Genomic DNA, 15,489 nt, shown 5'->3' with positions numbered 1-15,489 from the left:
AAGCTTGTTTTTTTACTGACGTAATGATTCAACCGGGTCATTGTCGGAAGCACGTTTAGCCGGCAGATACCCAAAGGTAACTCCCACCAGTACCGAGACTCCAAAGGCAATGAATACACTGAAAAAAGAAACGATGGTTTTAATCTCGAACATTCCTGTAATGATCTTCGAAAGAACAATCCCCAGAATAATTCCAATTAATCCACCCGTAAGACTGATAAGCGTCGATTCGGCCAGAAACTGCGCAATGATGTCTTTCTTTTTGGCACCAACCGCCTGTCTGACACCGATCTCACGAATACGTTCCATCACCGAAGCCAACATAATATTCATGATACCAATTCCGCCTACAATCAGAGAAATACCGGCAATAACCCCCAGTACAATATTAAAGATGTTACGGGTTTTCTGCTGCTGTTTTAAAAGCAACTCCGGAATCGTTACTTCAAAATCGTACAATTCAGAATGACGCCTTAAAAGCATCCGCTTTATCAATGATGCAGTAGCATTTAATTGCTCGGTATCTTTCACCTGTACAACAATTTTGTCGAGCTGGTTCAGATTCGAATCCGTTTCATCATAATCTTCCTGCGCAGGTTCTTCTCCCATCCTGAAAACCATCATGCCACCTCCACCGGGGCCATTCCCTTTATTGGCTTTTGCTACCTCATCGGCTCTTACCAGCGAACGGTTTTTAAAACGCAGCAGCATGGTTTGTACCGGGATAAAAATCTTGTTGTCGGAACTGCTGATTCCCAATTCGTCAGAAGCGGAGGCTGTAAAATCGCGGCGTTCCACCACTCCTATCACCTTGAGCCAAATCTGACCACATTTAATCAGCTCGCCCACTGCCTCTCTTCCCCTGAAGAATTCAGTTTTAATATTGTCACCGATAATACATACCGGGTAACCATTTTCATTTTGCTGATCGCTAAAAAGCGACCCTTCGCTCAGCTGAATATTAAACAGGTTGAAATAGCTGTTATTGACGCCTTCGAGCACCACTGGTTTACTGTGTGCATCGAGCAAGGCAGAATAATTAAATGATATTACCGGCGAAAGTTGCTGAACAGAAGGAATAATTTTACGAATGGCTTCTGCATCCTTAAGCGTTAAGCCTTTCGAAAATTTATTGGCTCCGGCCTTTTCATCACCGCCTTCTCCTCCGCCACCACCTTCAATGGTTAAGGTGCTTGGAGTAATGATAATGTTATTTACGCCCACCAGTTTTATCTGGTCCAGAATCTCCTGCTCGGCTCCGTTTCCGATGGCCATCATACTGATAACCGCCGCTACTCCGAAAATAATACCGAGCGCCGTAAGCATCGACTTTACCTTGTTGGCAATAATCGCCTCTACGGCAATGCTAATGTCGTGTAGATAACGTTTTATAAACATGAAACCCTATTATTTGGAGGTTAACTGTTTCCGTTGTACCAACGCTGCTTCTTTGGAATTATCCCCCGCAGCTTGATTCGCATTATCTTTTATCGACTGATAAATATCCATCCCCTCCAATGTCAGTGATTCGGCATTTTCAGGTTCTGTGAGCAGTAGTCGGTCTCCTTCCTTTATTCCCTGAAGTGCCACCACAAAATTTTCATTCTGAATACCGGTCTCTACCACCTGCTTTTGAATTTTTCTCCCGTCTTTTTCTGACAAATAGACATAACTAAGACTGTCGTTTGTAAAAACCGACTCCAAAGGCACAAAAACAGCTTCTTCAGCATAACCGGTTTGAATAACATTACTGGTGGTCATCGACGGCTTTAACTCTTCGTCGTCACCAATCACTTTAATTTTCACTTCAAAGACTTTGGCATCGCTTCGCGGAAGCAACTGTCCTACGTTGGCAATCGAACTGACTTCGCCTTCCAGCATTTTCTCCGGAAAAGCATCAATTCCAATCGCTACTTTCTGGCCAGCTTTAATCCGGGAAATATCAATTTCATTAATATAGGTAGTAGATATTAGTGTGTTCATTTTTGGGAAAGTAGCAATGGCGGGGCTACGCGTAGAAATTGTAGAGTTAGCCTTTACTGCGGCTCCTCTGCCCGAGTAACGGTAATAACCGATAATACCCGATTTGGGCGAGCGGATTGTTAGCGCGTCATAAACGGATTGTAAAAGATCGACACGCTCTTTTGCCTGTTTATAATTAATAAACCTTCTGTCTACTTTGTTGGCTTCCTGCTGTTGTTTCAGCACATAAGCCTGTTTCATTTGCTCGTATTTACGTTCAGCTTTTTCAAGATCCATTTCAGCTTTTCTTTTTACTGAAGGAGCCTCGTAAACCGATTCTTTGATGATGATCTGTCTTTCCTCCAGATCGAGTTGTGCATTTACGATTTGGTCGCGTTGATTACTGAGGGTTAAGTTCGAATCGATTTTGCTGTCCTCGTACTCGGTAAAGCGTTGGTCGAGTTCGTCCATGGCAGTTTTGTACTGCTCATCAACTGCTGAATGGTCGATGGTTGCCACATAATCTCCGGAGTCAACGCGGGAGCCTTCTTCAATCATATCGGCAATGGTTATTTCCCAAATTCGTAAGCGGTTGTCTCTGAACACTGTGGGAACAGTAATGTAATCGGCTTCCTGCGACTCCAGTTGTCCGGAGGAGTAAACCATTGACTCAAATTTTCCTTTTTGAGCTGTGGCTGTCAACATGACTTCATCGTCATGCGATGGTTTAAGTGCGAACACTACCGTGATTACAGCCAATACAACTAAAATTGTAATGATGGATATTCGGCGGATCATAACGAATAGGTTAAAGATGTTTTATGATTCATATGAGTTTGAGTTCGGTCAAAGATTATGCCATTAACATAATCCCAAAAATTAAAAAGGGTTAAAATCCGATTTTAACCCTTTTTGCTACAACCGCTGATTTATTTCAATCAAATCAGCAGATTATAATGTTACTACAGGCCTTTAAACCAATCCTGAAATAATTTTCCAACTACAGGAACAAGTTTCTGTTCTCCGTTGATTGCACCAATCAAGCTGATGATCCAAAAAACAAAAATTACAATATTGGCCAACCAACCAATAATTGGAATAAACATTAAAACTAAACTAAGTAGAAACAATCCAAGTAATTGTCGAATATAGAAACTCGTAAGTTCATCCTTGTCACTTGAATTTAAAATGAGAGCAATCACCCAACCAATCCAGTAGATGTGCGCTACAATTGCTTTAGTTTTTCCATCCATTGTTTCGAGATTTAAATTTCGACTAATGTACGCAATAAAAATGGTATTTAACAAAAGGGAAATCGACTTTCCCACATACCTTTTACCAGGCCTAAAGCATACTCTATTCTAATTCAACCATGTAGATGGAAATCAAAAAAAGACCTCCAGGTAATTTTAGTAAAGAAACAAAGGGTGATAAAGCGATTATTTGTCGTAATTAAAGCCTTTCAGGTGATGTCCCATTCTGTCGCGCTTTGTTTTCATGTATCTCTGATTGTGTTCGTTGGGTGGAATTTCAACCGGAACAATTTCAGTTACTTCCAGTCCGTAGCCTTCCAAACCAACCCGTTTTACCGGGTTATTAGTCATCAAACGCATTTTGGTTACTCCCAAATTGGAAAGAATTTGTGCTCCTACCCCGTAATCACGTTCATCGGCTTTAAAACCAAGATGAAGGTTGGCTTCTACCGTATCCAGTCCCTGGTCCTGCAATTTATAGGCTGCAATTTTATTCAGCAGGCCAATTCCACGTCCTTCCTGCATCATGTAAACGATCACTCCTTTCCCGGCTTTATCGATCATTTCCATGGCTTTGTGCAACTGGTCGCCACATTCGCAACGCATCGAGCCAAAAATATCACCAGTCATACACGACGAATGAACCCGCGCCAAAATCGGTTCGTTGGGTTCCCAGGTGCCTTTTATCAATGCAATGTGCTCTGCTCCATTTGATTTCTGGCGAAACGGAACGATCCTGAAATCGCCGTATTGCGTTGGCAAATCAACTTCCTCTCCCCTCTCAATCAGGCTTTCGCTTTGAAACAGGAAAGAAATCAGGTCTTTTATGGTAACAATTTTCAGATTATGTTTCTGTGCAAATTCGTAGAGTTGCGGCAACCTTGCCATTGTACCGTCTTCGTTCATTATTTCCACCAAAACTCCCGAAGGTTTCAAACCCGCCAAACGAGTCAGGTCAACCGCTGCTTCGGTGTGGCCGCTACGGCGAAGCACACCACGGTCTTTAGCTTTTAACGGGAAAATATGCCCGGGACGTCCTAATTGTTCCGGCCTGGTTTTTTCATCTACCAGCATCTGAATGGTGATGGCACGGTCGGCGGCAGAAATTCCGGTTGTTACTTCCGGGTGAATAGCATCCACAGACACCGTGAAATTGGTTTCGTTCGACGATGTGTTTTTTCCCACCATCAAATCGAGACTTAACTCGTCACATCTTTTCTCTGTTAACGCTACGCAAATCAGGCCTCTTGCCTGACTGGCCATGAAATTAACGATCTCAGTTGTTATCAGTTCCGAAGCGACAATTAAATCCCCTTCATTCTCTCTGTCTTCATCGTCTACCACAATAATCATTTCGCCTTTTTTAATGGCAGCAATGGCTTCGGGTATTGTATTAAGCTTGATGTCTGTCATACCTGTCTGTAAAATCAGGGGCAAAATTACAAACTTTTACGAAATCAATTCATGATTTAAGTTAGAAGCAGGGTTCCGATGCCTTATACATAACACTTACATCATTTTGCATCGATGCGCTTAGCGGTTTACCACCTTAAAGCGTTTGGTCATCGAATTTCCCAAATTATCCGTCACGGTAATGCTGTGCCAGCCCTCATCGGGGCGTAATTCGAGCTGATGTACATTTTGGGTTGTGCCCAGAAAACGATTATCGAGATACCAGAAGACCGTAACATTATTTGAACGATGCACCAGATCGAAAATAATCTTCCCCGGTGTTCCATCCAGGTCAACCGGGATAAACAGCTGATTCCATTCACGCGGGTAAATAAACTCCAGTTGTTGTTCTGTTTCGGAACAACCCGGCATAAGCGGCGGCAAAGTGGCATACAAAACATTCTGACGTTTGTAGTAGTATTCCATTGCAGGAGGGAGCACCAGCCAATTTTGATGCTGCATTTCCGAAACCGGGTAACAAGCGGCATTTACACGATAACTTCCTTCTTTGTTTAAATGAATGCGCCGGTGATATGGACACACTCCCACTTTGTTTCCGGCAGGAACCATGATCTCTTTCCGTTCAGTGCAAAATTCTCCCGGGCGGTAACCACTTTGCGAACAAACTTCAATACTCCTCATTTCATCTGTTGGAATTTGAAACCACCCGGAATACGGAAGAACGGAGAACACATCGAACATTACCGGTGCTGCAGCCGATATGCCAGTGAGGCCGGCACGCCCTTCTCCATCGGCATTCCCGGCCCAAACAGCCACTACAAACTGCGAAGTCACTCCCACCGCCCAGGCATCTCTGAAACCAAAACTGGTCCCGGTTTTCCAGGCAATTTTTCGAGTGTGAGCAAAATGTTCCCAACCGGCTTCGCTTTCCGGACGTTTCACTTTTAATAAAGCATCAAGTGTAGCATAAACCGCCGATGCCCGCACAGAAGCTTGGGTTCCGGCCTCTTCGGGAAGCTCCGCATCATCCTCTTCCCACACCAACGGGTTAAAAGGTTGGGATGAATAAAAGCCATCCTCTTCGTTGTAGCGTTTCAGGATGGTTCCGAGCGAGGCATACATTCCGGCCAGATCCCACAGTTTAACTTCTGCGCCACCCAAAATCAGTGACAGTCCGTAATGTTCGGGTTGTTTATTCAGGGTGGTCATGCCTGTCTTTTTCAGAAAAGAATAAAAAGGCCCCACTCCGTACTCTTTCAGCAAATGCACCGCCGGAATATTCAGCGAACGCGCCAGTGCTTCCTCTGCCGGAACAGCGCCGTTGTATTCTCGATCAAAATTCATCGGGGTAAAACCACCAAAACGAATCGGAATATCAGGTGTCAGCATCGATGGAAGAAGCAAACCTTCGTCGAGCATTTTGCCATACAGAAACGGCTTCAATATACTCCCCGAACTTCGCGGAGCCTGCACAATATCCACCTGATTGCCATGAACGGTACTGTCTGCACTATTGGTATTTCCCACATACGCCAGCACTTTTTTCGATGGAATTTCCACGACCAGCACCGCCATATTATGGATAAAATTCGATTTCAACCGTTGCTGATGACGGACAACAATTTCATTCGCCCGCTCCTGAAGTTGATACCGGATGGTGGAGTTAATACGCTGTCCGTGTTTTTCGGCATTGGCTTTCTCGGTGATGTGGAAAGCGATATCGGGCAAAGCATTTACCTTTTCAGGCAAAGGTTCTGAAATGGCCAGCTCGTAAGTGATGCTGTCAATTTCGTTGGTAAGCAGCAACTGATTCAGCAAAAAATCGCGTTTTTGTTTTAGCCGCAAATCAAGCCTTCCGGGATAAATCAGCGAAGGAGCATTGGGCAAAACGGCCAAAGTAGCCGCCTCGGCCCAAGACAACTGACCGGGATCGCGGCCAAAATAGCGCCATGCAGCAGCATCCAGACCCACTACGTTTCCGCCAAACGGTGCATGTGAAGCATACAGCTCCAAAATTTCCGATTTTGAATAACGAAGTTCTACATGAAGCGCCCAGAACATTTCGATCAACTTATTTTTTAGTGACCGTTCTTTCTGGCTGCGAGCCAAACGGCACACCTGCATGGTAATCGTACTGCCTCCGCTCACAATTCTCCCTGCCCTGATATTTTGGACCAAAGCGCGGGCCATGGAAAACAAATTGATTCCGGGATGATAATAGAAATACTTGTCTTCGAAACTGAGTACGCATTTTTCATATTTCTCAGGAACGGAATCCACCGGAGGAAAGCGCCATTGTTCATCGTCCGAAATACGGGCACCCAGCAGCTCGCCTTCACTGCTTTCCAAAACAGTAGAATAGGATGTATCGAAAAGCGGACGTGGCACCAGCCAGCCTCCGATAAAAAACAATACCAACGATAAAAGCAAGAAGATCAAAACTGTTCTTCCTGCTTTTTTTATATCCATTTTCCTTTTACGCACAGAAATAATCCTTCTACTTCACCATCACCATCTTTCCACCCCTGCGGGCATTCACACTATTGTCGTACATGGCTTCGCAACTTACCGGCGGGAGATAGAATTCCCCTTTGTAGGCAGCATTCAGGTAAAAAGTGAATGTCTTTTGCTTGCCCATGTCCAGATCAAAATAGGTGTAAATCCGGTCATCGCGAATGTCCTGGTATTCATAATTTGCATCATTTTGCGGCGCATCGCTTAAACGCTTGTTAAGGATTTCCCAACCCGAAGGAACCAGCACCGAGAGCACCATTTCTTCATAGTTTACTTTTTTGCCCGGATGCTTCACTGTTACTTCCATTTTTATATCCGTTCCCTGCGCAACAGAAGTAGGATCGATAGCTTTACCAGCCGCATCAAGGTATTTTACCTCCAGCACTAAATTACTGGCAGCAGAAGTGGAATCTACATCCGCCGGAACTCCCCGGGCAACCAGCCTGACAAAAGTAGCATTTGCGCCTGTGTTTTTGTACTCCAATGCAACCTGCCGGGTATTTTTATTTTTTACAGGCACTTTAACTACCGGAATTTTGGTACGGGTGCTAGCCTTTTCACCGTTCACGGTCAGTTCATAACCGGTTTCGTTACCGTTTTTATAGAACTTCTCTGAAAACTGAGCTGCCGAGAACAAGCTCCACGCCGCCGTTTGCGTGCTTAACCAGCTATTTTTGTTGATGTCTTCAGAAATTTCCTGTAGCATACTGAAAGCGTTCTCCTGCTCATCGAGCAAAACCAACGATTCCAGGATCATGGCCTTATCACGCAACGAAGAGCCAAATGTTCCGCTGAATTCATTGTATTCCTCCACCTCTGTCGACAAATTGGCCACCAGTTGCTGCGCCACTTCTTTTTTACCTGCCAGCACATACGCCGAAGCCAGCCGCCAAAGCACATCCTGCGATTTGGTAGTTTTCTCGCGCAGGCGGTTCATGGCCCCCAAATCCGCATTTCCGGACAAAGCCAGTGTGTACAAGCGATACGCCTGGTTCAGATCGTAATTCCGGTAATAATAAATATCGGTATCGCTTTGTGATTTCTTCCAGTTTCGCGCGGCCGATTTCTGGTAGCGCACCCACTTGTCCTTCATTCCGTAAGGCAACGAATAACCGGCTTTTTCAGCACAAACAAGGAAATGCCCAACGTAATTGGTTCCCCACTCGTTGGCATACGACGATCCGGGCCAGTAACTAAATCCGCCGCTCCCCAACTGGTACGCCTGCAATTTCACCAAAGCCTGGCGAACATTGGTTTCGATCTCCAATTTCTGATCCGCATCAACTTCCGTCAGATTCTTCAGGAACAATTGCGGAAAAACAGCCGACGTAATCTGTTCCACACAACCGTGCGGATATTGAATCAGATAATCGATGTATTTGCCCAGGTTTAGCGGAGGAAATCCTGAGATCTCCACCCATGCCTCGTTGCTGCCGGGTTCTCCCGGGTTCTGCAGTTCGGTGTTCCAGTTTTCGCCGCCTTTTACCAGTTTTGATTGCAGAACCGTTACCGCCTGGTTTGGGTTGCGCACCTGAACTTCCACTTCGTAACTGGCCGTTTCCCTGCCCGATTTTGCTTCCACCACAATTTTGCCAACACCGCTCTGAGCTTTTACCTTCAGCTTGAAATAACTCATCTTCTCACCGGTTTCAGCAAACTGAAGTTTGTTATCAGTACTTCCGACAACCTCAAACAGTTCGTTGGCTTTTACCGTGATCGAAACATCTTTTACATTGTCTTTCATGGCAAAAACGGACACCGGCAAATCAAATGTTTCCAGCGGCGCCAGCACACGCGGAACGGTTGCCAGCAACATCAAGCCTTTCCTGACGGGAACAGAAACTTCTTCAGCACCGTAAGCTCCCCGATTTCCGGCCACCACCATCATTCGTACAGCGCCCACATAATTCGGCATTTTGAAGGTGTGCTTTTGTTTCTTTCCGGCTTCGAGCGTGAAGGGACCGGCAAACTGAACCACGGGTTTAAAGCGGTTGGCCTCTTTCTTTTCAGAATCTACCATCTCGCCATCGCCTCCTACCGCAAAAGCTTTTTCGAGCCTTGCACCGTAAGCACCCGCCACGTAATCATACAAATCCCAGGTTTTTACCCCCAAGGCTTCGCGCTGGTAAAAAGTAGCATGCGGATTGGGTGTTGAATAATTGGTCAATCCCAACAATCCTTCATCAACAATGGCCAGTGTATAGGTCATTTTTTGGTTGTTGGCTTCTGATATTTCTACCGAATAATCCATTTCCGGTTCAATCTCCGCCGGAGCTTTGATCAAGGGTTTCAAAATGGTTGCCGGATTTTCCACTTCCACCGGAATCACGCCATACAACCTTAGCGGCGCATCATTTTCTGTGCTCCCAAAAGGCTGAATCAAACTAACATGAACGTAGAAATTAGGCGCCATTTCCGGTTTGGCCTTTATTGAAAAACGGGTTTGCTTATCGGCCGTTTCCACCCAAAACATATCCAGCACTTTGGTTCCGTTTTCGAGGCTCACCAAAGCTTTTCCTGTTTTGGAAGAAGGAATGACCACTTCAATTTCTTCCCCCACATTGTATTTTTCCTTTCCGGTACGAATACTCAACATCGTAGCGCCTTCTGCCATTCCATCGGAACGCCAGCCACCCCATTTCGACATGTAAAAGGTGATACCCGAAGAATGTCCCGAAGTATTGTCTTTTACCCACAGAAAATAACGGCCATTGTCTTGCCAGTTGGTGTATTTTACATTCAGACGGATCTGCGATTTATGCTCAGCCTTGTTAATTACCCACGAATCAACCGGCTGGTAATAGCTTCCGGAAACGTAATGAGCCAGGCTTTCAGAGCCCGATTCCCACCACCAGCGCCAGTTTACTTTGTAGAGACGAACCTCCAGGTCGTTGCCCGATGTAGCTTTCCCGTTTTTATCCACCAGTACAATTTCCGGTAAATAGTCCGTATCGGTTTTGTACCAATTATCTTCCGACTCGGGCATACGCAGCCCCACATAAGTAGAATAAGGCGAGTAGCGGGCCTTCGTAATGGAAGTACTGAAATCGCCACCGGTTTCGAACACACGCGACGTAAACCAGGCATTGAGCATTCCCGGCGCATTGTCCAAACCTTCCAGTTTTAAAGGGATGCTTCCTTTTCCGGCTTCATCCAGTTGCGCATCGAAAATGGTTTCTTCCTTACCCGAAAAACGGGAAGCCGGATCGGTAAATGTATAGCCCTGGAAATTCGGAAACTGTGTTGAGCTCTTTGTAAACAGCACCTCCACCTTTGCTTTTAACGATTTTGCCGGACTGCCATGTAACCACGAGGCGTTTATGGGCAAGCTCTTGTCATCGATCCCCAGTAACTTATCGCTTGGCAAACCAAGTTCAATCTTCAACCGATTGGGTTTGATGGTTTCTATTTTCACCCGCTTCGAGAAAAAGCTGTTGCCCACCTGCACCTGGGCCCTCCAGTTTCCGGTGGGGGCATCTTTTTTGGTTTGTGTGGAAAGCAGGTAAAAACCGTTTTCATTGCTGGTTACAACACGGCGTTCAACCACCTGTTCTTTTGGATTGATCAGGCTAAAAATGACAGGGTGATTCCCTGGATCATCCGAGGCTGTTTCCAGAATGAAATTCAGAAACAAAGTGTCGCCCGGGCGCCATACGTCGCGTTCACCATATATAAAACCTTTCATTCCATCGGTGATTTCCTGTCCGGCCACATTGAAATTACTTACCGAAAGTGAAGTTCCGTCATCCAGCCGCAGGTAGCCAAACTGACTGCCTTTTTTAGCAACCAGCAGAAAAGGCTTCTTTTTCAGGTCAACCTGTGCAAATCCCTGCGCATCGGTTTTTATCGTTTCAATCAGCTGGTTCTGGTAATTGTAAAGTTGAAGTTCCACATCGGCTTCCGGCAATGTTGAAACCAGGTTCGACACGGCAAACAACATGCGTTGGTCGCGGCCTTCCTTGGCAACAATCCCCAGTTGCGAAGCCATAATGTTCCGGCTCACAAAACGATCAGAGTTGTAATACGCCACATGACAGGGATTATCGCGCTCCTCCCATTCGTATCCTTCGGGATAATAATAATCGCTGTACCAGCCCGGCGTGTCCCACTCGGTGCTGTAGTCTTCACCGCTTGACAAATCAATATCGGGAACTTCGGTTTGGGCCGAATCCTCCGGGCAGATGTAAAGCGAATAGTCTTTCCGGAAACGAAGTTCGACACGATAAACCGCCCCCTGCTGAAGTTTCACCAGTTTGGCCAGGTCTATTTTAAAAGTGTTCCATTGATTGTAATTCACCGGGTTGGTGGAAATCAGGTCCACTTTTCCTTCGTAAACCGGCCTTCCTACACGTTTCAGGTCGGAGCTTCCGCTCAAACGGTTTTCCTGTAAAAACTGCGCAACATTGTCTTTGTAAATTTCAATTAAACGAACATCGACTGCATTCAGGCTAATCGCTTCAAAAGGAAATTCAAGATGATCGGTTTGCGGAACAATCACGCCTTTGCCGATCAGCCGAAGTGCCGGCTCAGCATTCGTAAATTGCAGCAGAAAATTCTCACCCGATTTCAGACGTGCATAGTTGGCGCTTTTTATTCCTTCGTAAACATGCAGGGTTTGTGTGCCCGACACACGCTTACTGGTCCATACTTTCACCACGTTGCCATCCACTTCGAGGCGCAGGTTTTTTGAATTGTCCAGTTCAATCAAACCTTCCAGGTCCTGCGTTTTAAGCAGCGGATCGGAAAAACGAACATTAATGCATTGCTCGGGTTGCTGAACAACCGTGGCATCCAGAATTTTAAAAGTACTCAATGCCGGTATTTCCAGTTCCTTTGTTCCCGCAACATCGGTATTGAGCGAACTCCCCTCCCATTTTACGATCACCTTTCCGGCATCGTCCTGCATACGGGCAAGGCTGTCGACCGTAAAAAAGTGTTTGCGGCGTCCGCTGTCGTGGTTCCACAACACAGGCAGTTCCTTTCCGTTCGCCGTAACCGTAACAATTTTTTCAATTGGCTCCGAATCGGCTACATCGGCCGTTAAAACATACCCCGTTAACTGCATTTGGGTCGAATTCAGCCCTTCGTAGTTTTTCAAACCCTCAACGGTTATGGAATACGTTTGTTTTACCGTGGCAAATTCAAAAGGCATACCCTGAAGTTTGCTGTCAACCTTTAGTATCTTCCCGAGAGCAAACACGGCTTTGTAGGTGGTTCCGGGCTTTAGCGGTTTTTCGGGCCTGAATTCAAACACACGGCCTCCCACCAGCACCGTTTTTCCTTTCACCTCTGGCTCAAACCGAAACAGTTCGTCCGTATTTACCTCGCCCTCAACAGGCTGGGTCATATACACCGAAATGCTGGATTCGTTCGAGATCACTCCGCTGGTAAAGGCCTGAACATAACGCGCAAAAGCAACGTCGGTGGTAACAGCTTTCTTTTCGCTTTTTGAACATGAAACAGCCATTAAAAACAAAATGGCAATGGGGAAAATTAACTTTTTCATTGGGCTATAATTGTTTGTTCTTTTTAGAATTTCGAGAGAAAAACGTGCCCGGGATAAACACAGGCTGTTTTTTATATGTTATTGTTAAGTTTTCGGCATTTAAAATTAGCTAATTTGTTTGACTTGCCCCCGGTCTGCAAATTCAATTCCAAAAAAAAATTAAGCTTTTTAATGAATCGCGTTGAGGTCTTTTTCAAAATGATTATTTTACCAATTATTAGTTGGTCTTATGCTTTAACGCGAGATACTACCGATAAATTATGAGAAATATATTGATCTTATTTGCCCATCCGGTTTTTCATAAATCGATTATCAACCGGGCTTTGCTCGATGCTGTACGAGGACTTGAAAATGTTACCATTAATGAATTGTACGAGAATTACCCTGACTTTTTCATTGATGTGGAAAAAGAGAAGAAACTGCTACAGGAACACGATGTAATTGTGTGGCACCACCCGTTTTACTGGTACAGTGCCCCGGCCATTATAAAAGAGTGGATGGACCTGGTTCTCCAGCATGGATTTGCGTACGGAAGAAACGGGTTTGCCCTGCAGGGAAAATGGGCCATGTCGGCCGTTTCAACCGGCGGGCGGCAGGAAGTTTACACCGCTACCGGGGCCAACCACTTTAGCGTAAATCAGTTTCTGGCGCCTTTCAACCAATCCGCCACCCTTTGCCGCATGCGTTACCTGCCTCCTTTTGTGACACATGGCGCACACACCATCACCCGAGCTGAAATAGAAAGGCAGGCAGCGCATTACCGCGAGCTTATCACCGGCCTGCGGGATGGTAAGTACACTGAGAAGGATTTTGAAAACATCGAATATTCCAACCACTTAACGCTGACAAATGCATAATCAGGATTTTTTCTTACAAGCGCTTATTTACCTGGGAGCAACGGTTGTTTCGGTTCCACTGGCCAAAAAACTGGGGCTGGGCTCTGTTTTGGGCTACTTGCTGGCAGGAATTCTTATCGGGCCGTTTGTGCTGGGCCTTGTCGGGAAAGAAGCCGGCGAAGTAATGCACTTTGCAGAGTTTGGCGTGGTACTCATGCTTTTTATCATCGGTTTGGAGCTGGAGCCTTCCCTGCTGTGGAAAATGCGAAGATCCATTTTCGGATTGGGCGGTCTGCAGGTTCTTATAACTGCCATTGTCATCACCTTTGTTGCGCTGGCTTTCAAGTTCCAGATAAACCGCGCCCTGGCCATCGGGCTGATATTTGCATTGTCGTCAACTGCCATCGTACTTCAAACACTTTCGGAAAAAGGACTGATGCGAAACATTGCCGGGAAATCGGCCTTTTCGGTACTGCTTTTTCAGGACATGGCGGTCATCCCCATTTTAGCACTTTTGCCCCTTATTGCCACACTTGGGCAACCCGCCACCTTATCCGAATCTACCCTGAGCAAGATCGGCGGCATGGCCCAACTTCCGGGATGGATTCAATTGCTGATCATCATCGGGGCAATAGCTGCAGTGGTTTTTATCGGCCGTTTTATGGCGCGCTACGTGTTCCGGCTGATTGCCGAAACCGGCCTCCACGAAGTGTTTGTTGCACTGGCTTTGCTAATGGTTATTGGCATTGCGCTGGGAATGGATAAATTAGGCCTATCGCCTGCGCTCGGGACCTTTATCGCCGGTGTGGTGCTGGCCGACAGCGAATACCGTCACGAACTGGAAACCACCATCGATCCGTTTAAAGGCTTGCTGCTGGGACTGTTTTTTATATCGGTGGGCGCGGGCATCAACTTTAACCTGCTGATCCAAAATCCCGGAATGATCTTCTTTTTTGTGCTTTTACTGATTGTCATAAAATTTATAGTTCTCCTGATTTTGGGGCGGATTTTCAGACTGCGCAAAGGCTTCGATTTCCTGTTTGCCTTTTTACTGGCACAGTCCAGCGAATTTAGTTTTGTGCTGATCTCTTTCTCGAAACAAAACCAGTTGTTCGACGAGAAAACTTCTTCCATGCTGCTATTGATTGTAACCCTCTCGATGGCCGTTTCGCCGTTGCTACTCATTTTTAATGACAAAGCGGTAACTCCCATCCTGGCGCGCCGCTACAACAAACCGGAATACGACGAGATGGACGAACCGGAAAACCCCGTGATCCTGGCGGGCTTTGGCCGCTTTGGGCTGGTAATCGGGCGTATGCTGCTGGCCAACAAAATCAAAGTCACCATTCTCGACAACAACCCCACCAACGTGGAGGTATTGCGTAAATACGGATTCAAACTGTATTTTGGCGATGTAACCCGGCCGCAAATGCTCGAAAAAGCCGGCATCCAGAATGCACGTATGCTGATCCTGAGCATGGCTGAATACGACCATGCACTGGAAGTTGCCAAATACGTACGCGAAAAATACCCGCATGTAAAAATACTGGCGCGCGCAAAAGACATCTTTCACACCTTCGAATTTTACAAACTGAATGTCCGCTCGGTTCAGCGCGAGATGTTTGAATCGGCCAACGAAATGGGCGCCACCGCCCTTACCGAACTCGGGTTTAGCAGGTACGAAGCCTATCGCACAGCACGCACCTTTAAACACCACGAAAACCAGATAACCGACGAGCTGTACGAGCACTGGCTCGAAGACCACAACCGGTTTATCGAGGAAACACGACGCTTCTCGGAACAGGTTTCAGAAACTTTGCAGGCCGAGAAAGACTACCTGATCCACGAATCGGAATGTGCCTGGGATGTGGATACATTGAAAGAAGAAGCACTGCAAAAGCAACAAAACACGCCTTCCGAAAACGATACATAACTGTTCGATAACATACTGAATATTATTGCGTAGAGACGGTTTTTTGGTTGAAAATCACTATTTTCAGAGCAT

General features: G+C 46.0%; 8 protein-coding genes. 2 read left to right on the top strand and 6 right to left on the bottom strand.

The window, feature by feature from the left end; all coding sequences use genetic code 11:
* Positions 1-12 precede the first annotated feature (12 nt).
* From INQ51_RS12995 to INQ51_RS12970, 6 genes are all read right to left on the bottom strand, one after another.
* Positions 13-1,398 (bottom strand): ABC transporter permease, encoded by a 1,386-nt coding sequence (locus INQ51_RS12995; protein ID WP_233378395.1) that lies wholly within the window; start codon positions 1,396-1,398, stop codon positions 13-15.
* 9 nt (positions 1,399-1,407) lie between these two features.
* Complete coding sequence (locus INQ51_RS12990; RefSeq protein WP_233378394.1) at positions 1,408-2,760, bottom strand: efflux RND transporter periplasmic adaptor subunit; 1,353 nt, start codon at positions 2,758-2,760, stop codon at positions 1,408-1,410.
* Positions 2,761-2,924: 164 nt separating this feature from the next.
* Complete coding sequence (locus tag INQ51_RS12985) at positions 2,925-3,215, bottom strand: hypothetical protein (protein WP_233378393.1); 291 nt, start codon at positions 3,213-3,215, stop codon at positions 2,925-2,927.
* Between the two features lie 186 nt (positions 3,216-3,401).
* Positions 3,402-4,628: a bifunctional 3,4-dihydroxy-2-butanone-4-phosphate synthase/GTP cyclohydrolase II gene (locus INQ51_RS12980; RefSeq protein WP_119438936.1), complete on the bottom strand. Its 1,227-nt coding sequence runs from the start codon at positions 4,626-4,628 to the stop codon at positions 3,402-3,404.
* A gap of 120 nt (positions 4,629-4,748) precedes the next feature.
* Positions 4,749-7,097, bottom strand: coding sequence for a penicillin-binding protein 1C (gene pbpC, locus INQ51_RS12975; protein WP_233378392.1), 2,349 nt, complete (start codon positions 7,095-7,097; stop codon positions 4,749-4,751).
* 28 nt (positions 7,098-7,125) lie between these two features.
* The gene (locus INQ51_RS12970) at positions 7,126-12,648 is read right to left on the bottom strand and encodes an alpha-2-macroglobulin family protein (RefSeq protein WP_233378391.1); all 5,523 of its coding nucleotides are present in this window, start codon (positions 12,646-12,648) and stop codon (positions 7,126-7,128) included.
* 260 nt (positions 12,649-12,908) lie between these two features.
* Between INQ51_RS12970 and INQ51_RS12965 the strand changes: the two genes are divergently transcribed.
* A complete protein-coding gene (locus INQ51_RS12965) occupies positions 12,909-13,505 on the top strand; it encodes an NAD(P)H-dependent oxidoreductase (RefSeq protein ID WP_233378390.1) in 597 nt (198 codons plus the stop codon).
* On the top strand, positions 13,498-15,417 hold the full coding sequence (locus tag INQ51_RS12960) for a monovalent cation:proton antiporter-2 (CPA2) family protein (RefSeq protein ID WP_233378389.1): 1,920 nt from the start codon (positions 13,498-13,500) through the stop codon (positions 15,415-15,417). The genes INQ51_RS12965 and INQ51_RS12960 overlap by 8 nt, the downstream gene beginning before the upstream one ends.
* Positions 15,418-15,489: the final 72 nt, after the last annotated feature.

It is taken from the genome of Maribellus sp. CM-23 (assembly GCF_021354595.1).
GTDB lineage: Bacteria > Bacteroidota > Bacteroidia > Bacteroidales > Prolixibacteraceae > Draconibacterium.
Note: the sequence above shows the minus strand (reverse complement) of the source record. Positions and strands in the feature narration are given on the sequence as shown.

What these genes read in the sequence shown, in the direction of transcription:
- INQ51_RS12980 (WP_119438936.1), bottom strand. Translation starts at nt 4,628, where the DNA reads ATGACAGACATCAAGCTTAATACAATACCCGAAGCCATTGCTGCCATT.
- INQ51_RS12965 (WP_233378390.1), top strand. Translation starts at nt 12,909, where the DNA reads ATGAGAAATATATTGATCTTATTTGCCCATCCGGTTTTTCATAAATCG.
- INQ51_RS12985 (WP_233378393.1), bottom strand. Translation starts at nt 3,215, where the DNA reads ATGGATGGAAAAACTAAAGCAATTGTAGCGCACATCTACTGGATTGGT.
- INQ51_RS12990 (WP_233378394.1), bottom strand. Translation starts at nt 2,760, where the DNA reads ATGATCCGCCGAATATCCATCATTACAATTTTAGTTGTATTGGCTGTA.
- pbpC (WP_233378392.1), bottom strand. Translation starts at nt 7,097, where the DNA reads ATGGATATAAAAAAAGCAGGAAGAACAGTTTTGATCTTCTTGCTTTTA.
- INQ51_RS12995 (WP_233378395.1), bottom strand. Translation starts at nt 1,398, where the DNA reads ATGTTTATAAAACGTTATCTACACGACATTAGCATTGCCGTAGAGGCG.
- INQ51_RS12970 (WP_233378391.1), bottom strand. Translation starts at nt 12,648, where the DNA reads ATGAAAAAGTTAATTTTCCCCATTGCCATTTTGTTTTTAATGGCTGTT.
- INQ51_RS12960 (WP_233378389.1), top strand. Translation starts at nt 13,498, where the DNA reads ATGCATAATCAGGATTTTTTCTTACAAGCGCTTATTTACCTGGGAGCA.